We start from the raw sequence: 21675 nt of genomic DNA, 5'->3' as shown, positions 1-21675 counted from the left end.
GATCTTCTTTCAAAATTCATGAAACCATAGCCTCGGAAAGGCTGCACTCGGCACGGGTCAAACGGACCTTTTCCACACGCGCGCAATCGAACTGCTGCATCGGCAGCGCCTTGCACCGTTCAAACGCCTCGGCAGAGGCATGAAATGCCGCCTCGCCGAAAAGACTCTTCTGATGAATTACTAACGCTCTCAAAGCATTGTGCAACCGGTGCTGGACCTCAACATTGCCTGCTCCATCGCGGGCAATGGCGTGGAAGGCATCGTCCAGCATCTGCTCTGCCCGCAAAGGGCGCATCCGGACGCGGGGGCAGATTGGCGCATCCGGCCGCACAGGCGACCAGTGTTCCAGCACCCGCACCAGCCGTACCAGCACATCAATCGCCGTGCCTGGATCATTCACTGCTGGCGACAACGCGCGAGAGCCGATTTCCGACAAAACCACCAGACCGAAGCGGGGGTCCTGATCATAGTTCCGTTCCGGCCCGATGGTGACCCCTGCCCGCAAAGACTGTTCCAGACCGTCGTCTGGCCGCGCCCCTTCCACATAGATGATGGTCTGGCCGGAATAGACAAAGTCTCCGGGCTCGACATCGCACCAGAGCGTCACATCATGCTTTGCGGCCAGATCTTGTAGGCCGTGGACATCCATATGCCGCACATAGCCCGAGGCCCCTGCCTTGATCCCATGACTATTCGGCGGGATCGCGCCCTCTAAAGGGGCGGCGTCCAGACAGGGACTGCCAGAGCGGCTTTGCAACGACCTACGGGCTGCTGCCTCGGCCCGATCCAGCGTATCGGACATCATCCCGAAGGTGATCAAATGGCTGATCCACCGCAGTAAGGCGACAACAATAATCAGCACCACACCAAGTGTCGCAAAGAACAGGATTGTGCGGCCTTTGGTGTCAAAAATCCCCAACTCCAGCCCGATGATCCCGATCAGGCTGAACAGAAAGGTTCCCAGAAAGGTGGCCAGCACATTCTGCGTTGTCGTGTCCTGCTGAAGTAGTGCCGTCGCCCGCGGTGTGGCCGTGCTGGCGGCTGTGGAATAAGCCTGAACAGCGATAGACAAAGAGAACGTCGTCACCGTCAGCATGGACGAGGCGATAATCTGCAACACCGCCGCAACAGTGTTGTCGCCCAGTTTGAACGACAGATCATCCGGCACCCAAGGGGTGAACATCGGCGCAAGCACAGGAAGCAGGATCGCCACAACCGCGAAGGTCGAGACCCGAAACCAGATCCCCTTTAAAATTTGGCGCAAGGTCCACAGGTATTTCGCGATCACGGATTTGGCCCAGACAAAGTGCTACAGGGGACAAACCTTCTGGCTCGGGAAAGGTTCCGCAGAAAATCACAATTTTCGCCCCTTGTTTCCTATCGTTTGTAGGGGACATCTGCGCACACTATCCCGATGTTCGATTGACGCGCCCTTTGCGTCAGGTAAACTCGCCCAACCCTACAGAACATGTGGAGCAGACCCATTTCCCAGCCAGCCCGAAAGACCTTGGTTGCCAGCCTACGCGATGCCCTGCGCCAACAGATCGAATCCGGACATTTCCGCATCGGAGAGCGCCTTCCCAGCGAAGCGCAACTTACCCGTGAACATGGCGTCAGCCGAACTGTTGTCCGCGAAGCCGTGGCAGCCCTGCGCGCCGATGGATTGGTTGAACCGCGACAGGGTTCGGGCGTCTATGTGCTAGAGCCTGAGGCACCAGTGCCTGCGCCGTTCTCGGATGTGGATATGGACCGCCTGTCCTCGGTGATAGAACTGCTGGAACTGCGCACCGCTGTCGAGGTTGAGGCCGCAGGACTGGCAGCACAGCGCCGCAGCCCGTCGCAGGAAGAATATATTCTGGAATGCTTGCGCGCCGTGACCCTGTGCAACAGCGCGGGGCGAAACTCTTCCGAAGAGGACTTTGCCCTGCATCTGGCGATTGCCGAGGCGACGAACAATCCGCGCTTCCCCGAGTTTCTGATCATGGTCGGGGCCAACAGCATTCCCCGCCGCGCGCTGGATTCCCAGACCCAAGTTCCCATGGCCGAGCGTTATGGCGAGATGATCAATGACGAACACGACAAGATCGTCACCGCTATTCTGAACGGGGATGAGGACGCCGCCCGCGCGGCCATGCGCACGCACCTGCGCGGCAGTCAGCAACGCTACCGCAATCTACTGCGGGGCACTGGCGGATAAGAACGGGGGCCAAAACGGCCCCCTTTTTCGTTCAGATAGAAAGTAGCGCCCGAACAGGCGCTTCCAACCCTGCGCCGATAGCGGCTGTGCTGGCCGCATCCAGATGAACGCCGTCGATGGGCGATGCCTCTGCCACACACCCCGCATCCCAGAATGACACACCCATTGCTTGCGTCAGTTCCTCATAGAGCGGTGCAAGGCGATGTGTCTCGGCCACGTCGCGGGTCGCGGCAGTTTTCCCGTCTGGTCCGATCACGCAAGGCGGCGGCGCGACGACCAGCACTTTGGGAACTGCCGAGAGACCCTGATAAGCGTGGCACTGCACGATCTGAACCAGCCGCTTCATCCCCGCTGTGGCCCCTTCGGCCGTACCAACGACAGCAGGCTTCAGGTCATTGGTCCCAAGCATAATGATCACCAGATCCAGCGGGATATGACTGTGCAAGAGGATCGGCAGCACCTTGACCCCGTTCCGGCAGCACGGTCCGGTATGATCATCAAAGGCGGTGGTCCGGCCACCTAGTCCTTCGCTGATCACCTCAACCCCCAACTTGCCGGCCAGCACATTGGGCCACAGGAATTCAGGCGCATGGCGCTGGCCGTCTTCGGGGCGATGCCCCCATGTCAGACTGTCGCCGAAGGCCAGAATGCGGGTCATGCGGCAGTCTCCTGCCGGATCAGGTCCATAGGCATTAGAGCCCCGCGATGAGTGATCACTCGGGCAGCCATCTGGTGGGCGGCCTTTGCAGCCTCAACCGGTCCAAGACCTGCCATGCGGGCGCTGAAATAGGCCCCGTTAAAGCTGTCCCCTGCCCCCGTGGTGTCCACGGGCTGGACCTTCGGGCCCGGATCAACTGTGGTGATGTCTCCGTCCGCCAGCACCAGCATGGTGCCGCCGCCGTTCTTGACCACGATCTCGGTCGCGCCTGCATCGGCGTAGCGTTGCAAGGTGGCCATCTCATCGGCATCCCCGAAGAAATCCGCTTCATCCTCATACGAGGGCAGCGCGATGCGGCTGACGTGGGCCGCGTCCATGATCGCCGCGCACATGGTTTCCGTATCCGGCCACAGGCGCGGGCGCAGGTTCGGGTCAAAGGCCACGTTGCGACCCTTCAGAACTTCGAGCAGCGCCGCACGGCGGTCAGAGGTCAGAACGCCCAGAGTAATCCCCGACAGATAGACCAGATCGGCCCCACCCACGGCCGCCGCAACAGCGTCAGGATCATCGGCCAGACACCGCGCCGCGGAACTGTCACGCCAGTAGGTAAAGCTGCGTTCGCCGTCTTTCAGGGTGATCAGATACATACCCGGCACGCGGCTGGGATGGCGGGTGATATGGTCCGTCCCGATTCCGCCCGAGGCCATAAAGGCCAGCATCCGCTCTGACAGCGGATCAGAGCCGACAGTGGTCACATAATCCACCGTTCCGCCCGTCATCAAAGCCCGCGCGTACCACGCCGTATTGAACGTGTCCCCCGCAAAGCCCGAACGCCAGAGATCCTCTCCGGAGCCCGAAAGTTCAATCATACATTCGCCGATGCAAACTATACGCATTCCTCACCCCCAGTCGGGGAAACCGTAGAGCGATTGCGGATTGTATACCAGAGCCAACTGCATGGCTTTTTCATCGGGAAGCCAACCCATTACGGTATCCAGCAGGGCCGCGTCATCGGGGTAATCTTCGGTCTTTTTCGCCAGATTGTGCGGCCAATTGGTGCCCCAAACGATGCGCTCTGGGGCGTAGGCGGCAATCTCGCGGGCGACCTTGGCGATATCGGGGTAATCAGGGCCGCTGGTCAGGGTTGCCTCATAGCAACCGGCGAATTTGAACCAGACGTTCCCCTTGTCGATCAGACGTTTGATCACCGCGATATGTTCGTCCGTGACGCCGCCGAAAATCTTGCCGTGATGGTCCAGAACCCAGCGCGATTGCAAGGCGGCCAAGCGGCTTTCAAGCTCGGGCAAGGCGGTGCCGTCAAACTGCACAGCAGTCATCCATCCCGCGTTCGCGCAGATGCCATCAACGGCCTCAAGTTCGGACAAGCCCACGGCCCCACCGGGCAGGTCCATGATGCGCGCGCCGACGATACCGGCGGCATCCAGACGTTCGACCTCGGCCTCGGAAGTTTGCCCGTCAATCGCGGCCACGCCCCGCGCCAGTTCGCCCATCTCGGCCAGACAAGCCAGAAGGCAGGCGTTGTCTTTCTGGTGCGCGTTGCCTTGAGTAATCACCACACGGTCGACCCCCAGCCACTCCATCGCAGTGCGGTACATATCCGGCGTCGGCAAAGGCGCAGGCGGCAGGCCCGGACCACCCTCGACCGAGGGGAAGCCGGGCACATACATATGCATCTGCGTGTCGATGGTGCCCTTGGGCAGGATGGTCTTTGGCGGCTCGCCGGTCAGTTTACGGTCAATCATCAGTCGTCTTTCATCGCGAATTCGCGCAGGGCGTCGCGGTTGATTTCGATCCCCAAACCGGGCGCGTTCGGAATTTGCACCACACCGTTTTCATGTTCGATCGGCGTGGTCAGAACCGCCTGACGGAAGGGGTTATGGGTGCGGTCGAACTCCATGATCGGAGCCACCGGAGAGGGGCGCACAGGGCTGGGGATTTGCGCCGCCATCCACTGCAGGGCCGCCGCGATCTGAACGCCAGTGCCCCAGACATGAGGCACCAGACGGATACCGCTGGTCGCCGCCATATCGGCCACGCGGCGCATCTCGGTAAAGCCGCCCACCCCGCAAAGGTCAGGCTGCGCAATATCCACCAGACGCTTGGCAAAGGGTTCAACAAAGCCCCAACGGGTGTGCCATGTCTCACCGCCCGCAATAGGGATCGGCTGGCGGGCGCGTACATCAGCGTAGGCACCCAGTTGTTCGGGAACGACGGGCTCTTCGAACCAATCAATGCCATAGTCCGCTGCCTTGTTGCCAAGACGGACCGCGTCCACCACGTCATAGCCGTGGTTCGCATCGATCATCAGGCGCATGTCGTCGCCCATAACCTCACGCACAGCTTTGATGACGCGCAGGTCCTCTTCGACATCAAAGCCGATCTTGATCTTCGCCGCATGGAAACCAGCCGCCTTGTGCGCTGCCATTTCATCCGCGTTGTCCTGCACACGGTCCACACCATCACGCTTGAAGCTGCCAGTGGCATAGGCCTTGACGCTGTCGCGGAACCGCCCGCCAAGCAGCATGGACACGGACTGCCCCAGCACCTTGCCCTTGATGTCCCACAGCGCAATGTCGATGCCCGAAAGCGCCGTCACCGCCAAACCGCGCTGCCCCTGATCGCGCAGCGCATTATAGCAGGTGGCCCAGATCTTCTCGGTCTCTAGGGGGTTCTGGCCGATCAGCCAGCCCTTATACGCCTGCACCACCGAGGCGTTGGGACGCGCTGGCCCCAAACATTCGCCCCAGCCGATGGTGCCATCGTCACAGATCACCTCGACCAGAACATGGGCGCGGCGATCAAACCGCATCGAGGCGCTTTCAAACGGCGTCTCAAGGCGATGTTCCAGCAGGTGGGTACGAACCTCGGTGATTTTCATGGGCGGCTCCTTAGGCGGGGTTTGCGTCGATGATCTGCTGCAGGATCTGCTCTTCTTCAGGGGTCAGATCCGACAGAGGCGACCGCACAGCACCCGCGTCAAAGCCTACCAGACGTACGCCCGCTTTGATGGCCGAAACAGCATAGCCCTTGCGACGCGAACGCAGGTCCATGAAGGGATAGAAAAAGCCCTTCAAAATGTCCTCACAGGTGGTGCGATCACCGGCCCGCAGCGCGTGATAGAACTTGTTCGCCAGACCGGGAACAAAGTTGAACACAGCCGACGAATAGGTGGTGAAACCCGCGCCCAGATAGGCTTCGGCGAACAGCTCGGCGGTGGGCATGCCGCCCAGATAGGTCAGACGGTCGCCCATCTTGGCGGTGATCTGACGGACCAGACCGATATCGCCGGTACCATCCTTGAAGCCGATCAAGTTCGGGCATTCGTCACACAGACGCGCCAGCGTGTCGGCCTGCAGAACCGCGTTGTCACGGTTGTAAACCATCACGCCGAAATCTACCGATTGGCAGATTTTCTTGACGTGCTCGTAAAGACCCTCTTGCGGCGCATCGATCAGATAGTGGGGCAGCAGCAGGATGCCATCAGCGCCCACTTTCTGCACGGACTGAGCGATCTCGACCGCCATATCGGTGCCATAGCCGCAGCCCGACACAATCGCGGTCTTACCCGCGCTTTCCTTTGCGGCCTGCACGATGGCAGGGATTTCCGAAGGGGTCAGCGAAAAGAATTCGCCAGTGCCGCCAGCGGCGAACAGCACGGGAGCATCATAGCCCGCCAGCCATTCGATGTGCTTTTGGTAGCTGTCCGCCTTGAAGCGGCCTTCACCGTCAAAGTGGGTTACGGGGAACGACAGCAGGCCCGAACCAAGGGCGGCTTTGATCTCGTTGGGGGTCATTTCTTGTCTCCTTGGAATGGGATCGTCACACCAGATCGTTCGGCAGAACGCTGGCGGGGATGTTCTGGTAGCACACGGGCCGCAGGAAGCGGCGGATGGCCAGGGTGCCGACGGAGGTCGCACCAAAGTTGGTAGACGCGGGATAGGGTCCGCCGTGAACCATGCTGTCGCAAACCTCGACGCCGGTGGGGAAGCCGTTGGCCAGCACGCGGCCCGCCTTGCGCTCCAATATCGGCAGCAGGCGGCGGGCGGCATCTGCATCGCCGTCGTCCATATGCAGGGTGCAAGTCAGCTGGCCCTGAAGGCTGCAGGCAATCCGCGCCATCTCGTCCATATCCTTGACCGTCACGATCAGCCCCAAGGGGCCAAAGACCTCTTCGGCCAGCACATGGTTCTCCAGCCACTCGGCGCCGGTGGTGCGGAAGAGATACGGCGTTGCGTTGCGCTGATCGCACATGCTGGTCAACAGCTCCTGAACGCCCGCACCCTGAACCCGATCGCGCCCGTCCCGATAGGCCGCCGCAATCCCGTCCGTCAGCATGACCTGAGCGCTCACCTCGGACAGCGCCTCACGGGCTGCCACGGCAAAGGCCTCGCCTTCGGGGCCTTCCAGAACCACCGCAATACCGGGGTTTGTGCAGAACTGGCCCGCCCCCATGGTCAGGGACGCCGCCCATCCCTGCCCCAGCGCCGCGCCGCGGGCGGCCACAGCTTCGGGCAGCATGAACATCGGGTTGACCGAGCCAAGCTCGCCAAAGAACGGGATCGGCTCGTCGCGCTGTGCGCACAGATCAAACAAGGCGCGGCCACCGCCAAGACTGCCGGTAAAACCCACTGCCTTGATCAGCGGATGGGTCACCAAAGCCGTCCCCACATCGCGCTTGCCACCCTGGATCAGGCTGAACACACCGGGATGGACACCGCATTTGGCAATCGCTGCGGCAATCGCCTCGGCCACGATTTCGCCGGTGCCGGGATGGGCGCTATGGCCCTTCACCACCACCGGACAGCCCGCCGCCAAAGCGCTGGCCGTATCGCCACCCGCGACGCTGAAAGCCAGCGGAAAGTTCGAGGCCCCGAAGACCGCAACCGGCCCGATAGGCCGCTGCATCATCCGCAGATCGGGACGCGGCAAGGGCGCCCGATCCGGCAAAGCCGCATCATGGCGCCGGTCCAGATAATCCCCTGCCAGAATATGCGCGGCAAACAGGCGCAACTGGCCCACAGTCCGCCCGCGCTCGCCCTGCAGGCGGGCCTCAGGCAGACCGGTCTCGGACGAGCCGATCTCGGTGATCGCATCACCGCGCGCGTCGATCTCATCGGCAATCGCATTCAAAAAAGCCGCCCGCTCTTCGCGGCTGGAATAGCCATAAGACCAGAACGCCTCTTCCGCGGCCGCGCAAGCCTGATCCACCAAAGCCGGCGTTCCCACTGAAAAGGCAAACGCGCGCCCATGGGCCGGCTCGGACTGGAATGTTGCATCCCCTGCAACCCAATCGCCAGCCACCAGATGTTTCCCGTGCGGTTCAAACCCCATCACAACTCTCCCTCAAAACCGCCCCGCCGCGACAACGCAGCAAAAAGCAGCCAATGCTTCTTCATGATAAAAATACTCCCGCCGGAGGCGATCCACAGCGCACCAAAGGCGCCGACGCCGATCCAGCGAGATCCAGATTTCACTCGTTCCGGAACACCGGATTGGCCGTAAACATGCCGCCTTGGTAGATCACATCCGGCGCATCCGCAGGCCGCTTGGGCTGCTGCTCGATCTCGGCGCGGAATACCTCGCTGTCGTCTTTCGGCGTCCAGCCAAGCCAGCCGATATGGCTGTTGTCCCACCACCCGCAGGTGTTGGCCGAGGCCCCCCAGATCGTCGGGCACCCCAGACGCGGCACAGCAAAGACCCGCTCCATCAAGGAAACGAAATCGTCAAAGCTAAACCATGTGGCCATCATCCGGCGGTCCACCGGCTTGTCGAACAGCGACCCGATACGCAGGATCGCAGTCTCTTGCCCGAACTTCTGGTGGTACATATGGGCCACCGCCTCGCCAAAGACCTTGGACACCCCGTACCAGCCATCAGGCTTTGTCGGCATGTCAACGGTCAGACGCTGGTCCTGCTCATAGTACCCGATCGTGTGGTTCGAGCTTGCAAAGACGATCCGCGGCATCCCGTTCGCCCGCGCGGCCTCATAGAGGTTATAAACCCCGCGCAGGTTGCCAGCGTCAATCTCGTCATAGGTCCGCTCAATCGACACGCCGCCCAAGTGAAGGATAGCGTCGCAATCCTTGACCAGTTCAAACACCGCCGCCTCATCGGACAGATCGCACTGGACCAGTTCTTCGTTCGGACCGGCCTCGCCCAGATCGGCAATGTCGGACAGGCGGATAACATCGGCCAGATGGGCCAGCCGGGTGCGGGCCACGCGGCCCACGCCGCCAGCGGCACCAGTGATCAATAGTCGTTTCATCGGGTTACTCCATCAGGCCCGGCAGGAACATAGAGAATGCCGGGACGTAGGTGACCAACATCAGGGCCACCAGAATTGCGAGGTAAAAAGGACCAATCGTGCGCACAGCCTGCTCGATCCTGACCTTGCCGACCACGCAGCCCACAAAGAGGCAGGCGCCAACAGGCGGGGTACACAGACCAAGGCCAAGGTTCATCATCAGGATCACACCAAATTGCACAGGGTCCATGCCAAGGCCCACGGCCACAGGCAAAAAGATCGGCGTACAAATCAGGATCAGCGCGGCCATATCCATGATCATTCCCAAGACAAGCAGGATCAGGTTGATCAGTAACAGGATGATAATCGGATTGTCACTGATACCGGTAACAAAATTTGCAAGCAGGTCCGGCACACGGTAGAGGGCCAAGAGGTAGCTAAAGGCCGAAGCCGTCGCCACAAGCAGCATCACCAGCGCCGTTGTACGGACCGAAGTGATCACCGCCGCCTTGAACGCAGGCCACGTCAGTTCACGGTACACAAAGGTCGTCACAAGGATCGCCCAGATCGCGCCGAAGGCACCGGATTCCGTCACGGTCATCACGCCCGACAACACGCCGCCTACGATGATCACCGCCGTCATCAGTCCGGGCAGCGCCACGATAGTCGCCACACCCAGAGCTTTGAAACCGGGGAAAGTCTCGGCGGGATAGCCACGGCGTACTGCAACCCAATAGGCCACCAGCGCCAGACACAGGCACATCAGAACACCGGGAATGATGCCCGCAATGAACAGCTTGGACACCGACATGCCCCCTGCCGCCACTGCGTAAAGGATCATGTTGTGCGAGGGCGGGATGACCACACCTGCGACCGAGGACGTCACCGTCACGTTCACCGCATAGTCTGGATCATAGCCCTTTTCCTTCATCACGGGGATCAGGATCGATCCCAGCGCCGAGGTATCGGCCACGGCCGACCCCGAAATCCCGCCAAACAGCATCGAGGACAGAACGTTCACCACGCCCAGACCACCACGAAGCGATCCCACGGCACTGGCGGCCAGCTTGACCAGACGGTTGGCGATACCGCCCTGCATCATCAACTCGCCGGCGAAGATAAAGAACGGGATCGCCAGCAGCGAGAACACCGACACGCCCGACAACACCCGCTGGAAGCCGATGAACAAGGGCAGGCCTTCGTAAAGGAAACCGGCGACCGAGGCCAAACCTAGCGCAAATGCCACAGGCATCCCGCAGAACAGCCCCAGCGCGAAAACTCCGAATAGTACAGACAGGCCCACTTACGGCTCTCCTACTAGCTGGTATTCACCACGGGCCAACTCGCCCAGATGATAGAGGGAAAAGACCACCGACAGGGCACCACAGATGGCCATAGGCACCGCGCGCCAGCCTTCGTTGATGCCAAGCATCGGGATCACACGGGGCCACGTCTTTTCGGCCAGCACATAGCCTTGCCACGCAAGAAAGCCGCCAAAGATCAGCACGCCGATCACCGCCAGCCAACGCATCGGCACGCGCAAGGGATCGGGCAGCATTTCGCGGATGAAATCGATGGACAGGTGGCTTTTGTTCCACACACCTGCAGCCGCGCCCAGAAAGGTGATCCAGACTACCAGCAGAAGGGACAGTTGCTCGACCCATGTGGGGGTGTCGTTCATCACGTAGCGGCCCCAGACCAGCCAGCCAAAGATCAGGATCAAGGTCACCAGCATCACGCCTGCACAAACCAGACAGGTCTGCGCAATAGCGGCAAGCACGCGGTAAACCGGCCCGTGCGGCGTTAGTGTTTCAGTCGTCATTCAATTCCCCCGCCGATAAATCAGCGCGCGGCAACCCTTGACCGCCACGCGCCATGTTTCACTCAGATCTTATTCGGTGGCCTGAATGTCAGCGATCAGCTGTGCCAGATCGGGGTTCGCGGCGATGAAACCGTCGTAGACCGGACCCATGGCCGACTGGAACGCCGCCGGATCATCCACGTTGTTCACTTCCACACCCGAGGCTTTGACCTTCTCAAGGCTGACGCCTTCACGCTCGGCCCACAGCTGACGCTGCAACTGGGCGGATTCCATTGCTGCGGCTTTGATCGCAACTTTGTCCTCGTCCGAAACGCCTTCCCAAACCGAAGCGGCCACACAGAGACACTCGGGGATGATCAGGTGGTTGGTGATCGAGTAATACTTGGCAACCTCGTAGTGGTTCGAGCTCTCATACGAGGGGTAGTTGTTCTCTGCGCCGTCGATCACGCCGGTCTGCAGCGACTGGTAAACTTCGCCATATGCCATCGGGGTCGCGTTGCCGCCCAGTTGGTCAACCATCTGAACGTAGAGATCGTTGTTCATCACCCGGAACTTCATGCCTTCCATATCGGCAGGCGAGTGGATCGGCTTTTTGGTGTTGTAGAAGCTGCGCGAGCCGCTGTCGTACCACGACAAAGCTACGATGCCCGCCTCGGTCAGCGCGTCGCTGAACTGCTGGCCAACCGCGCCGTCCATAGCGTGGTGCATCTGGTCCACATCACGGAAGATGAAGGGCAGCGACAGAACGTTGGTCGCAGGAACGATTTCGCCCATCGGGCCCATGTTGAAGTTCGCCCAAGCCAGCGCGCCGCTGCGCACCTGCTCGATCGCGTCGGGCTGGCTGCCCAGAATGCCGTTCGCGTAAACGGTGGGGGTCACGCGACCTTCGGTAACTTCGGCCACTTTGTCGGCGAATGCCTGCATGGCCACAGTGTTCGGGTAATCCTCGGGGTGGATCGCCCAACCGCGCCATTCTTCTGCACCGGCAGCGCCAGCAACGGTGGTCAGTGCCAGCACAGATACAGCGGCAAACTTGGAAATCTTCATCATAACTAGTCCTCCCTCGGCGCCAGAGCAGCGCCATCTAACGTGACAACTTGTATGATGAATTTAGGCATCATGTGTCAATACATCATCTAACTTTCCTGATTAACCTTATTTCAATTGTATTTAGCCCCAATGCACTTGCAGCATCTTGATTAGTCATCATACAAGTTGATTCGGATTTTGGCGCACAGGGGCCTTCGCACCAGCTCACAGAAAAGACGCGCCGCCCCCGTGTCTTTTGCGGGCAAACTCCTTAAGTATGCGTCCAACGCTTGTTCAAAGAGGTATTTCGATGGCCGACACTTACACGCCCCCCGAAGTCTGGACCTGGGAAAAGGGCAACGGCGGCGAGTTCGCCAACATCAACCGTCCTGTCTCGGGTGCAACCCACGACAAGGAACTGCCCAAGGGCGATCATGCCCTTCAGCTTTATTCCATGGGCACGCCTAACGGCCAGAAGGTCACTATCATGCTGGAAGAGCTGCTAGAGGCAGGTCACACCGGCGCAGACTATGACGCATGGCTGATCAAGATCGGGGACGGCGACCAGTTCGGAAGCGGCTTTGTTGGCATCAACCCGAACTCCAAGATCCCTGCCCTCTTTGACCACGACACCGGCACGCGCCTGTTCGAGAGCGGCTCGATCCTGACCTATCTGGCGGAAAAATTCGGTGCCTTCCTGCCCGCCAGCGGCCCCGCCCGCGCCGAGGCGTTTAACTGGCTGTTCTGGCAGATGGGCTCTGGCCCCTATGTGGGCGGCGGCTTTGGCCATTTCTTCGCCTACGCACCGGAGAAAATCCAATACGCCATCGACCGTTTCACAATGGAGACCAAGCGTCAGCTGCACGTTCTGGACACCAATCTGGCGGATCGCAAATTCGTGGCCGGCGACGACTATTCAATCGCGGATATGGCGATTTACCCGTGGTACGGCGGTCTGGTCGAAGGCCGTCTTTACAGCGGCTCGGACAAGTTCCTGAACGTTGCCGAATATGAAAACGTCACCCGTTGGGCCGCCGATCTGGCCGCCCGCCCTGCGGTCAAGCGTGGCAGCATCGTAAACCGAACCAATGAAGGCACCTTGGCCGAACGTCACAGCGCGGCGGATTTCAAAGCCCTCGGCCTCTGATCCCGACAGTCACATGACAGCGACTTTCGCGCCGTCCTGCTTGCAGGGCGGCGCAGTTTCGTTATATGGCCCCCGCACACCGGTCGCAGCCTACCCGGTACATCAAAACAAGGGACAATGATGAAAACGATCGTAATCTGCTCGGGCGGACTGGATTCCGTATCCCTCGCCCACATGGTGGCGGACCAGCACACGCTGACCCGTCTGGTGTCCTTTGACTACGGACAGCGCCACCGCAAAGAACTGGACTATGCGGCCCGCGCCGCCACGCGCCTTGGCGTGCCCCATGACATCATCGACATGCGCCCGATCGGCGCCGCGCTGACCGGCTCAGCCCTGACGGACAACATCGACGTGCCGGACGGCCATTACGCGGAAGAGACCATGAAGATCACCGTGGTCCCCAACCGCAACGCCATCATGCTGGCCATCGCCTTTGGCGTGGCAGCGGCGAACAAAGATGATGCTGTGGCGACAGCCGTGCATGGGGGGGACCACTTTATCTACCCCGACTGCCGCCCTGCCTTTACGCAAGCCTTCGAGGTCATGCAAAAGGCCGCGCTGGACGGCTATGCCGATGTCTCGCTTTACACGCCCTTCGTCCACCGCAGCAAAGCGGACATCGTGACCGAAGGGGCGAAACACAACACCCCCTTTGCGGACACATGGTCCTGCTACAAGGGCGGCGCACATCACTGCGGCCGCTGCGGCACCTGCGTTGAGCGGCGCGAGGCATTCCATCTGGCAGGCGTCCAAGACCCCACCATCTACGAAGACCCGGATTTCTGGGAAAAGGCCGTAGCAGACGCTGCCGCGAAAGGAGTGAAGTGATGTTCCGGATCAGTAAGGAATTCCACTTTTCCGCCTCGCACCAGTTGACCCACTTGCCTGCGGACCACCAGTGCGCCCGCTTGCACGGCCACAACTACATCGTGGTGGTGGAACTGGCATCAGCCACGCTGAACAGCGACGGCTTTGTCCGTGATTACCATGAGCTCAAGCCGCTGAAGACCTATATCGACGACTCCTTTGATCACCGTCATCTGAACGACGTGATGGAAGGCCATTCGACCGCCGAGAACATGGCCAAGCATTTCTTTGACTGGTGCAAATCCCGCTGGCCTGAAACCAGTGCGGTGAAGGTCAGTGAAACTCCAAAAACCTGGGCAGAGTACCGTCCATGACCCTACGCATTGCCGAAATCTTCGGCCCCACCATTCAGGGCGAAGGTGCCTTGATCGGCGAGCCTACTGTCTTTGTCCGCGCCGGCGGCTGTGATTACCGCTGCAGCTGGTGCGACAGCCTGCACGCAGTGGACAGCGCCTACCGCGACACATGGTTCCCCATGCAACCCGCGGAAGTCTGGGAGCGCGTGGACGAGCTGTCCGGCGGCCAGCCCCTGACCGTCAGCCTTAGTGGCGGCAACCCCGCCATTCAGGACTTTGGCCCGCTGATCACCATCGGCAAGGCTATGGGCTATCGCTTTGCCTGCGAAACCCAAGGCAGCATCGCCAAGCCGTGGTTTGCGGAACTGGACACGCTGGTTCTGTCGCCCAAGCCCCCCTCTAGCGGCGAGGTCGTGGACTGGGACGCGCTGGACACCTGCCTAGAGATGGCAAAGGGCGCGGGCAAAATCGTCATGAAGGTCGTGATCTTTGATGATCAGGACTACCTTTGGGCCAAGGCCGCGCAGGCCACCTACCCCGACCTGCCGTTCTTTCTGCAACCGGGCAACCCCGAGGTAGACCCCGACACGCCCGTCGATCCCCAAGCCTTGGCCGACCGTTTGCTTTGGCTGACCGAAAAGACCATGGCGGACCGCTGGTTCGCCCCCCGCATCCTGCCGCAACTGCATGTCCTGATCTGGGGCAACAAGCGCGGCGTCTGACACAGGATACTGACCCATGACCGACAGCATCTACAGCAATCTCAAGCAGCTTGGCGGCGCAACCGTCATGCCCCAAAGCCTCGATGAGGCCGAACTGGAGCGCGTGCAGAATCCGCAGGCGGACGTCCTTTACAACGTGCGTTTCACCGCGCCCGAGTTTACCTCGCTGTGCCCGATGACCGGCCAACCGGACTTTGCCCATCTGATGATCGACTACGTGCCGGGCGAATGGCTGGTTGAATCCAAGTCGCTGAAACTCTTTCTTGGCTCATTCCGTAACCACGGCGCCTTCCATGAGGATTGCACCATCTCTATCGCGCGGCGTCTGGCCGATTTTCTGGAGCCCAAGTGGCTTCGGATCGGCGGCTATTGGTATCCGCGCGGCGGCATCCCGATTGATGTGCATTACCAAACCGGCCCCATACCCGAAGGGGTCTGGATCCCTGACCAAGGCGTACCGCCCTACCGTGGCCGCGGCTAAGACACTCCAAGGCGCCCCATTCGGGCGCCTTTTATTTTAAGCAAACATGGATGAAAGCGGCCCTTGCGACCCGTTGCACGCTTGTTGCTTTGGGGCGCTATGGCTAGTGTCACCGCGATTACGCGCCCCAAGAGGGCCGCGAAAAGGGCATTGAGACGAAAGGCAGACCATGCTGGAATTGACAAACCACACCCCCTGCACAGCAGAACCTCTGAACGATTATCTGGCCCGCCGCAGCGGTCCGGCGCAGATCATTCAGGCCATCGCGGATTCGCTGATGCCCATCGCGGACCGCCTGGCAGCAGGGGCGTTGTACGGAGATCCAGCAGCCATCGTTGGCGTCAATGAAAGCGGCGACAAGCAAAAGGCGCTGGACCTTGGCACCCATGTCTACATGGTCGATGTCCTGAAAGCCGCAGGCGTCCGCCTGATGCTATCCGAGGAATCCGAAGAGGTTCTGACCCTGAACGAAGACGGCGCCTATGACGTTGCCATCGACCCGATTGACGGCTCTGGCAGCATCGGCGTCGGCGCGATCCTTGGCATGCTGTTCACGGTGGTTCCCGCATCGGACAAGGGCTTTCTTCAGGACGGTCACACCATCGCCGCTGCGGGCTATGCCTCGTTCGGGCACTCACTGGACTTCGGCTTTGCCATCGACGAAGGCGTCACCATCGCCGTTTATGACCGCGCCAGCGACCAGCTGCGCGTCAGCGCCGAAAATGTGACCATCGCGCCCGACACCAAGGTCATCGCTTACAACGGATCGAACGCCCGCCACTGGGGTGCTGGCATGACCGCCTATATCGACGAGATTCTGGCCGGCAAGGATGGCCCGCGCGGCAAGAACTACAACATGCGCTGGCCTGCCGCTGCCGTGGGCGACCTGCACCGCATCCTGCTGCAAGGGGGCATGTTCCTCTACCCCGGCGACCGCCGCGAAGGCTATGAGAACGGCCGCCTGCGTCTGGTCTATGAGGCAATGCCGATGGCCTATCTGATGCAGGCCGCTGGCGGTCTGGCCACCGATGGCCACCAGCCGATCCTTGATAAGGTTGCCACCGACGGCCACGAACATTCGGCCCTGATCTTTGGCGCCAAAGAAGAGGTCGAGGCTTACCTGCGCTGCATGGAAGCCGAAAAGTAACGCCTAGCGCGGCCCTGCAAGGGGCCGCGACCACGTCATCCCCGTCGCCTTTAGCGACGTACGTATCGACACCCACGTAAACGAAGCGGCAAAAACAAAAGAGCGCCGTGCCTTCGCAAGCACAGCGCCCCTTCCCGCAAGCCCTGGGAGGTCACTTGCGGTATTTCGTATCCAGCGCGTTGATGGCGTCCACGTTGCCAGCGGACCGCCCGCCTTCGTCAAAGCTGTTCGACAGGAAGGCGTCAGCAATCGCCTTGGCCAGTTCCGTGCCGATCACACGCGCGCCCATGGTGATGATCTGCGCGTTGTTCGACAGCGCCGCCCGCTCGGCCGAGTAGGTATCATGGGTCTGCGCCGCGCGGATGCCGGGCACTTTGTTGGCCGACAGGCACACGCCGATGCCGGTGCCACAGCACAAAATGGCGCGGTCATAGGTGCCATCCAGCACGCCGTTCGCGACGCGATCCGACAGGTTCGCATAAAAGGCGTCAGGGCCTTCATCGGTGCGCGATACCTCGGACACCTCATATTTTGCGCCCAGATAATCTGCCAGAACCTTGGCCAGACCTTCGCCCGCGCTATCGCCTGCTACTGCAATTTTCATTGGTATTATCCTCCGTCAGAGATCAAATCTTGGCCGCGCATTTCGCCAGAATGTCCAGATAGCCTGCGACGTTCCACGCGCTGCGGCCGATAAACAACCCGTCAATATGCGGGCAGGAAATCAGTTCTTCACAGTTCTCCGGATTGACCGAGCCGCCATAAAGGCAAGGTACCTTGCGCCCCAAAACATCCTGCGCCACGGCGATGATCTCGGCCTGACGGGAGTCAGCGTAGTCAGAGGTCGCGGGAATGCCGTTCACGCCAATCGCCCAGACCGGCTCATAGGCCAGCAGGATTGGCGCGGCTTTCTGGTCTTCGGACAGCTTCGACAAAGCACCGCGCACCTGCGCTTCCAGTACTTCGGCGGCGCGGCCAGCTTCACGTTCGGGTAAGGTCTCGCCAATGCAGATCAGCGGGATCAGACCATGACGCACCGCTGCTTCGGTCTTCAGGCCCACGGTCTCATCGGTTTCCCCGAAATGCTCGCGGCGTTCTGAATGACCCAGTTCCACGATATCCAGATCGCAGTCCTTCAGCATCAGGGGCGAGACTTCGCCGGTCCAAGCCCCCTCATCGGCCCAATGCATGTTCTGCGCCCCGACCTTGACCGAGGTATCCTTCAGGATCTCTTTCACCTGACGCACATTGGTAAACGACGGGATGACAAAACGCTGGATGCGGTCATCGCGCCCGCCATCCGCCGCGGCCAAAGCCTCGGCGAAATCTACCGCCTCGGCCAACGTTTTGTTCATCTTCCAGCTGGTGCCGATCCAAAAGTCAGCGGTCATCTCAGGTCCTCCCCGTAGCAATAGTCCCAGTCGCAATGGTCAAAGACACCCCGCCCTGCGCCAGCGCCTGCTGCGCGGCGTCAGAAGGAGTGTCATCGGTAATAATCGCGGCGTAGTCTGTCAGATCGCACAGCTTGTGCAGGGCTGTCCGATCAAAACGGGCATGGTTCACCAACAGCACATTCTGCCGCGCCGCATGCTGCATGGCACGCTTGGCGCGCACCACCTCGTCATCCATATGAAACGCCTCCATCCCCGCCACCGCAGGCACCGAGATAAAGGCGATATCGGCCCGCAACTGCGCCAGCGACCCTTCGGTCACCACACCGAAATAGGCGTTGAATTTGGCGGAATAGGTGCCGCCCAAAGTGATCAGAGTGATCCCGCTTTCATCGCGCAGGGCATCGATCACAGCGGCATTATTGGTGATCACCGTCAGGGGCCGCTTTTCCACCAGCCGCCGCCCCAGAACGGCCGCGGTCGAGCCGTCGTTGATCATCACCGTCATCCCGGGCTCAACCAGCGCCAAGGCCGCATCGCACATCCGCTCTTTCGCCGCGCCACTGCGCCGCTCGCGAAAGCGGAAATCGGATTCGAACTGCGTGCCCGCCTCGGTGGTCGCGCCGCCACGGATTTTCCGCAGAACGCCCGCCTGCTCCAACTCATCCAGATCGCGGTGGATCGTCATCTTGGACACGGCAAAACGCTGCGCAAGATCTTCCAACTCGACCGAGCCCTGCTCGACCAAGAGGTCCATAATCGCCGCCTGCCTGTCGTCCCGTTTCATCACCCCAGAGCCTTCTTCTGTTTCACTTTGGTCCAAATACCTCAGCGAAACGCTGGATGCAGTCGTAACATCAAACATAACATGATCAACATGAATTTTGTGATTTTGTGATTTTTTCTTGTGACGAGTCAGTTTGGGCGCTAACACCAGCGCCATATGAGGAGGACTCACATGCCCAAAGATTTTTCCGTTTCCGAAAAAGCCGCTCTTGATCCTGAAACCTTTGCTCTGGCCAATTGCATCCGCGCCCTGTCGATCGACGCGGTCGAGGCCGCGAATTCCGGTCACCCCGGCGCGCCTATGGGCATGGCGGACGCAGCCACCGTTCTGTTCCGCAACCACCTGAAATTCGACGCGAAAAATCCTGACTGGCCCGACCGCGACCGCGTAGTCCTGTCGAACGGCCACGCGTCCATGCTTCTCTATAGCCTGCTGCACCTGACCGGTTATGAGGACATGACTCTCCAGCAGATCAAGAACTTCCGCCAGCAAGGCGCGATCACCGCAGGCCACCCAGAATATGGCCACGCCAAGGGAATCGAAACCACCACCGGCCCCCTCGGCCAAGGCATCGCAAATGCCGTCGGCATGGCCATGGCCGAGCGCCGTCTGGCCGATGAGTTCGGCAGCGATCTGGTCGATCACCACACCTATGTGTTCCTTGGCGACGGTTGCCTTCAGGAAGGCATCGGCCAAGAGGCGATCAGCCTTGCGGGACACCTTGGCCTTGGCAAACTGGTCGTGCTTTACGATGACAATGAGATCACCATTGACGGCCCGACCTCGGTCTCGTTCAGCGAAGATATCCCTGCCCGTCTGGCGGCCTGTGGCTGGCACGTACAGTCCTGCGACGGCCACAACCCTGTGGAACTGGACGCGGCGATGGCCGCAGCGAAGGTGGAAACCGGCAAACCCAGCCTCATCGCCATGAAGACCGTCATCGGCTTTGGCGCGCCCAACAAAGCAGGCACCGCCAGCAGCCACGGCTCGCCCCTTGGCAAGGATGAGGCCGCTGCCGCCAAGGCTGCCCTTGGCTGGACGGCCGAACCTTTCCACATTCCGGATGACCTGCTGGGTCAATGGCGCGATATCGGCGTCCGTGGCGCAGAGGCCCGCAAGATGTGGGAAGGCCGCCTTGCCACCAAAGACACCGCCACCCGCACCGAATTCAACCGCCGCCTGACGGGTGCTCTGCCTGCAGCCTACGATAAGGCCATCGCGGACGCCCGCGCCGCCCTTTTCGCCAATCCCCAAAAGGTCGCCACGCGCAAGGCCAGCCAGATCGCCCTTGAGGCCATCACCCCCGCCCTGCCTGAGATGATCGGCGGCTCGGCGGACCTGACCGGCTCGAACCTGACCCGCGTCAAGGCCGTGGACAGCCAGTTCACCGCCGCCAAATCTGGCCGCTATGTGGGCTATGGCGTGCGCGAATTTGCGATGGGTGCGGCCATGAACGGCATGCTGGTCCACGGCGGCCTGCGCCCTTACGGTGGCACCTTCATGGTGTTCTCGGACTACGTGCGCAACGCCATCCGCCTCTCGGCCCTGATGGAAATCCCCACTGTCTACGTCATGACCCACGATTCTATCGGTCTTGGCGAAGACGGCCCCACCCACCAGCCGGTGGAGCATCTGGCCTCGCTTCGTGCTATGCCCAATCTCTACACCTTCCGCCCCGCCGATGTGGTGGAAACGCTGGAATGCTGGGACATTGCCATGCGCAGCGCGAAAACCCCGTCGCTTCTGGCGCTCAGCCGTCAGGGCGTGCCGCAACTGCGCGGCGAAGAAAGCGGCGAAAACCTCAGCGCCAAGGGCGCCTATGTCATCCGTCAGTACGGCGCGGGACGCGACGTCACCCTTCTGGCCACCGGCACCGAAGTTTCCCTTGCCGTTGAAGCAGCTGAGGCTCTGCATGAGGCCGGAAAATCCGTAGCTGTGGTTTCAATGCCAAGCTGGGAGTTGTTCGAGACCCAAGATGATGATTATAAGGCCGCGACTCTGGGCAACGCCCCGCGCATCGCCATCGAGGCCGCAGCAAAGTTCGGTTGGACCCGCTATGTGGCCAGCGAGGACGATGTGATCGGCATGACCAGCTTTGGTGCTTCGGCCCCCGCCGAGGCGCTGTATGAACAATTCGGAATTACCAAAGAGGCCATCATCGCACGTGCAAACGCACGGATGGGCTAACCAGGAGAGAAGCCATGAAATTCTTCGTCGATACCGCAGTTGTCGAGGACATCAAGGAACTGAACGATTACGGCCTGCTGGATGGTGTGACCACCAACCCCAGCCTGATCGCAAAATCGGGCCGTGACTTCAAAGAAGTCATCGCCGAAATTTGCGAGCTGGTCGAAGGCCCCGTCTCGGCAGAAGTCGCCGCGATGGACTATGACGGCATGGTCGCTGAAGGCGAGCATCTGGCAAAGATCGCCGACAACGTCGTGATCAAGCTGCCCCTGACCCTCGACGGTCTGAAAGCATGCCGCTACTTCTCGCAGAAGGGCATCAAAACCAACGTGACCCTGTGCTTCAGCGCCAATCAGGCTCTGCTGGCGGCAAAAGCAGGCGCGACCTACATCAGCCCCTTCATCGGTCGTCTGGATGACATCAACATCGACGGCATGGAACTGATCTCGGAAATCCGTGACATCTACGACAACTACGGCTTCGAGACCGAAATCCTTGCTGCCTCGATCCGCACCGCGAACCACGTAAAAGACGCGGCTCTGGTTGGCGCAGACGTTGCGACCATCCCGCCCGCAGTCATCAAAGGTCTGGCAAAGCACGTTCTGACCGACAAAGGCCTTGAGCAGTTCGCCAAGGATTGGGCCGCAACCGGTCAGTCCGTCCTGTAATCACGGGG

General features: G+C 60.7%; 23 protein-coding genes. 9 read left to right on the top strand and 14 right to left on the bottom strand.

Annotated elements, in window-relative coordinates; translation table 11 throughout:
* Positions 1–16: 16 nt before the first annotated feature.
* The gene (locus CLV74_RS17635; protein WP_106267398.1) at positions 17–1288 is read right to left on the bottom strand and encodes a DUF2254 domain-containing protein; all 1272 of its coding nucleotides are present in this window, start codon (positions 1286–1288) and stop codon (positions 17–19) included.
* Positions 1289–1507: 219 nt separating this feature from the next.
* On the opposite strand from CLV74_RS17635, the gene CLV74_RS17630 reads away from it, so the two are divergent.
* The gene (locus tag CLV74_RS17630; protein ID WP_245888591.1) at positions 1508–2197 is read left to right on the top strand and encodes a FadR/GntR family transcriptional regulator; all 690 of its coding nucleotides are present in this window, start codon (positions 1508–1510) and stop codon (positions 2195–2197) included.
* A gap of 31 nt (positions 2198–2228) precedes the next feature.
* On the opposite strand, the gene CLV74_RS17625 is transcribed toward CLV74_RS17630, so the two are convergent.
* The 10 genes from CLV74_RS17625 to CLV74_RS17580 all read right to left on the bottom strand — a co-directional run bounded on the left by CLV74_RS17625 (position 2229) and on the right by CLV74_RS17580 (position 11992).
* Complete coding sequence (locus CLV74_RS17625; protein ID WP_106267394.1) at positions 2229–2855, bottom strand: SGNH/GDSL hydrolase family protein; 627 nt, start codon at positions 2853–2855, stop codon at positions 2229–2231.
* A complete protein-coding gene (locus CLV74_RS17620) occupies positions 2852–3751 on the bottom strand; it encodes a sugar kinase (protein WP_106267392.1) in 900 nt (299 codons plus the stop codon). The genes CLV74_RS17625 and CLV74_RS17620 overlap by 4 nt, the downstream gene beginning before the upstream one ends.
* Before the next feature lie 3 nt (positions 3752–3754).
* Positions 3755–4618: an amidohydrolase family protein gene (locus CLV74_RS17615; protein ID WP_106267390.1), complete on the bottom strand. Its 864-nt coding sequence runs from the start codon at positions 4616–4618 to the stop codon at positions 3755–3757.
* Positions 4618–5754, bottom strand: a complete 1137-nt coding sequence (locus CLV74_RS17610) for a mandelate racemase/muconate lactonizing enzyme family protein (protein ID WP_106267388.1) — start codon at positions 5752–5754, stop codon at positions 4618–4620. The genes CLV74_RS17615 and CLV74_RS17610 overlap by 1 nt, the downstream gene beginning before the upstream one ends.
* A 10-nt stretch (positions 5755–5764) precedes the next feature.
* Positions 5765–6670 (bottom strand): 5-dehydro-4-deoxyglucarate dehydratase, encoded by a 906-nt coding sequence (gene kdgD, locus CLV74_RS17605; protein ID WP_106267386.1) that lies wholly within the window; start codon positions 6668–6670, stop codon positions 5765–5767.
* A gap of 25 nt (positions 6671–6695) precedes the next feature.
* Positions 6696–8207, bottom strand: coding sequence for an aldehyde dehydrogenase (NADP(+)) (locus CLV74_RS17600; protein WP_106267385.1), 1512 nt, complete (start codon positions 8205–8207; stop codon positions 6696–6698).
* Positions 8208–8346: 139 nt separating this feature from the next.
* On the bottom strand, positions 8347–9141 hold the full coding sequence (locus tag CLV74_RS17595; protein ID WP_106267383.1) for an NAD-dependent epimerase/dehydratase family protein: 795 nt from the start codon (positions 9139–9141) through the stop codon (positions 8347–8349).
* Positions 9142–9145: 4 nt separating this feature from the next.
* The gene (locus CLV74_RS17590; RefSeq protein ID WP_106267381.1) at positions 9146–10423 is read right to left on the bottom strand and encodes a TRAP transporter large permease; all 1278 of its coding nucleotides are present in this window, start codon (positions 10421–10423) and stop codon (positions 9146–9148) included.
* Positions 10424–10942 (bottom strand): TRAP transporter small permease, encoded by a 519-nt coding sequence (locus CLV74_RS17585; RefSeq protein ID WP_106267379.1) that lies wholly within the window; start codon positions 10940–10942, stop codon positions 10424–10426.
* Between the two features lie 69 nt (positions 10943–11011).
* Positions 11012–11992, bottom strand: coding sequence for a TRAP transporter substrate-binding protein (locus CLV74_RS17580; protein ID WP_106267377.1), 981 nt, complete (start codon positions 11990–11992; stop codon positions 11012–11014).
* Positions 11993–12275: 283 nt separating this feature from the next.
* On the opposite strand from CLV74_RS17580, the gene yghU reads away from it, so the two are divergent.
* From yghU to CLV74_RS17550, 6 genes are all read left to right on the top strand, one after another.
* Complete coding sequence (gene yghU / locus CLV74_RS17575) at positions 12276–13118, top strand: glutathione-dependent disulfide-bond oxidoreductase (RefSeq protein WP_425430986.1); 843 nt, start codon at positions 12276–12278, stop codon at positions 13116–13118.
* Positions 13119–13238: 120 nt separating this feature from the next.
* Positions 13239–13949 carry a 7-cyano-7-deazaguanine synthase QueC gene (gene queC / locus CLV74_RS17570; RefSeq protein ID WP_106267372.1) on the top strand — a complete coding sequence of 237 codons (711 nt, stop codon included), beginning with the start codon at positions 13239–13241 and terminating at the stop codon, positions 13947–13949.
* Entirely contained in the window at positions 13949–14302 is a 354-nt protein-coding gene (queD, locus tag CLV74_RS17565; RefSeq protein ID WP_106267370.1) for a 6-carboxytetrahydropterin synthase QueD, read from the top strand. Before queC ends, queD begins: the two co-directional genes overlap by 1 nt.
* A complete protein-coding gene (queE, locus tag CLV74_RS17560; protein ID WP_106267367.1) occupies positions 14299–15006 on the top strand; it encodes a 7-carboxy-7-deazaguanine synthase QueE in 708 nt (235 codons plus the stop codon). Before queD ends, queE begins: the two co-directional genes overlap by 4 nt.
* Before the next feature lie 16 nt (positions 15007–15022).
* Positions 15023–15487: a preQ(1) synthase gene (gene queF, locus CLV74_RS17555; protein ID WP_106267364.1), complete on the top strand. Its 465-nt coding sequence runs from the start codon at positions 15023–15025 to the stop codon at positions 15485–15487.
* A gap of 169 nt (positions 15488–15656) precedes the next feature.
* Complete coding sequence (locus CLV74_RS17550; RefSeq protein WP_106267362.1) at positions 15657–16634, top strand: class 1 fructose-bisphosphatase; 978 nt, start codon at positions 15657–15659, stop codon at positions 16632–16634.
* Between the two features lie 151 nt (positions 16635–16785).
* On the opposite strand, the gene derI is transcribed toward CLV74_RS17550, so the two are convergent.
* From derI to CLV74_RS17535, 3 genes are read right to left on the bottom strand one after another with little or no spacing between them, the layout of a single operon-like run.
* On the bottom strand, positions 16786–17238 hold the full coding sequence (derI, locus tag CLV74_RS17545; protein ID WP_106267360.1) for a D-erythrulose-4-phosphate isomerase: 453 nt from the start codon (positions 17236–17238) through the stop codon (positions 16786–16788).
* 22 nt (positions 17239–17260) lie between these two features.
* The gene (locus tag CLV74_RS17540) at positions 17261–18025 is read right to left on the bottom strand and encodes a triose-phosphate isomerase (protein ID WP_106267358.1); all 765 of its coding nucleotides are present in this window, start codon (positions 18023–18025) and stop codon (positions 17261–17263) included.
* 1 nt (position 18026) lies between these two features.
* Positions 18027–18812: a DeoR/GlpR family DNA-binding transcription regulator gene (locus CLV74_RS17535; protein WP_106267514.1), complete on the bottom strand. Its 786-nt coding sequence runs from the start codon at positions 18810–18812 to the stop codon at positions 18027–18029.
* Positions 18813–18983: 171 nt separating this feature from the next.
* Between CLV74_RS17535 and tkt the strand changes: the two genes are divergently transcribed.
* Positions 18984–20999 carry a transketolase gene (tkt, locus tag CLV74_RS17530; protein WP_106267356.1) on the top strand — a complete coding sequence of 672 codons (2016 nt, stop codon included), beginning with the start codon at positions 18984–18986 and terminating at the stop codon, positions 20997–20999.
* A 14-nt stretch (positions 21000–21013) separates the two neighbouring features.
* A complete protein-coding gene (fsa, locus tag CLV74_RS17525) occupies positions 21014–21667 on the top strand; it encodes a fructose-6-phosphate aldolase (protein WP_106267353.1) in 654 nt (217 codons plus the stop codon).
* The last annotated feature ends 8 nt before the right edge of the window (positions 21668–21675 follow it).

The sequence above is a fragment of the Donghicola tyrosinivorans genome (assembly GCF_003003355.1).
In the GTDB taxonomy this organism is placed as follows: Bacteria; Pseudomonadota; Alphaproteobacteria; order Rhodobacterales; family Rhodobacteraceae; genus Donghicola; species Donghicola tyrosinivorans.
This window is presented reverse-complemented; position numbering and strand designations above follow the sequence as displayed.

What these genes read in the sequence shown, in the direction of transcription:
- CLV74_RS17625 (WP_106267394.1), bottom strand. Translation starts at nt 2,855, where the DNA reads ATGACCCGCATTCTGGCCTTCGGCGACAGTCTGACATGGGGGCATCGC.
- CLV74_RS17620 (WP_106267392.1), bottom strand. Translation starts at nt 3,751, where the DNA reads ATGCGTATAGTTTGCATCGGCGAATGTATGATTGAACTTTCGGGCTCC.
- CLV74_RS17615 (WP_106267390.1), bottom strand. Translation starts at nt 4,618, where the DNA reads ATGATTGACCGTAAACTGACCGGCGAGCCGCCAAAGACCATCCTGCCC.
- CLV74_RS17610 (WP_106267388.1), bottom strand. Translation starts at nt 5,754, where the DNA reads ATGAAAATCACCGAGGTTCGTACCCACCTGCTGGAACATCGCCTTGAG.
- kdgD (WP_106267386.1), bottom strand. Translation starts at nt 6,670, where the DNA reads ATGACCCCCAACGAGATCAAAGCCGCCCTTGGTTCGGGCCTGCTGTCG.
- CLV74_RS17600 (WP_106267385.1), bottom strand. Translation starts at nt 8,207, where the DNA reads ATGGGGTTTGAACCGCACGGGAAACATCTGGTGGCTGGCGATTGGGTT.
- CLV74_RS17595 (WP_106267383.1), bottom strand. Translation starts at nt 9,141, where the DNA reads ATGAAACGACTATTGATCACTGGTGCCGCTGGCGGCGTGGGCCGCGTG.
- CLV74_RS17585 (WP_106267379.1), bottom strand. Translation starts at nt 10,942, where the DNA reads ATGACGACTGAAACACTAACGCCGCACGGGCCGGTTTACCGCGTGCTT.
- CLV74_RS17580 (WP_106267377.1), bottom strand. Translation starts at nt 11,992, where the DNA reads ATGATGAAGATTTCCAAGTTTGCCGCTGTATCTGTGCTGGCACTGACC.
- queC (WP_106267372.1), top strand. Translation starts at nt 13,239, where the DNA reads ATGAAAACGATCGTAATCTGCTCGGGCGGACTGGATTCCGTATCCCTC.
- queD (WP_106267370.1), top strand. Translation starts at nt 13,949, where the DNA reads ATGTTCCGGATCAGTAAGGAATTCCACTTTTCCGCCTCGCACCAGTTG.
- queE (WP_106267367.1), top strand. Translation starts at nt 14,299, where the DNA reads ATGACCCTACGCATTGCCGAAATCTTCGGCCCCACCATTCAGGGCGAA.
- queF (WP_106267364.1), top strand. Translation starts at nt 15,023, where the DNA reads ATGACCGACAGCATCTACAGCAATCTCAAGCAGCTTGGCGGCGCAACC.
- CLV74_RS17550 (WP_106267362.1), top strand. Translation starts at nt 15,657, where the DNA reads ATGCTGGAATTGACAAACCACACCCCCTGCACAGCAGAACCTCTGAAC.
- derI (WP_106267360.1), bottom strand. Translation starts at nt 17,238, where the DNA reads ATGAAAATTGCAGTAGCAGGCGATAGCGCGGGCGAAGGTCTGGCCAAG.
- CLV74_RS17540 (WP_106267358.1), bottom strand. Translation starts at nt 18,025, where the DNA reads ATGACCGCTGACTTTTGGATCGGCACCAGCTGGAAGATGAACAAAACG.
- CLV74_RS17535 (WP_106267514.1), bottom strand. Translation starts at nt 18,812, where the DNA reads ATGAAACGGGACGACAGGCAGGCGGCGATTATGGACCTCTTGGTCGAG.
- tkt (WP_106267356.1), top strand. Translation starts at nt 18,984, where the DNA reads ATGCCCAAAGATTTTTCCGTTTCCGAAAAAGCCGCTCTTGATCCTGAA.
- fsa (WP_106267353.1), top strand. Translation starts at nt 21,014, where the DNA reads ATGAAATTCTTCGTCGATACCGCAGTTGTCGAGGACATCAAGGAACTG.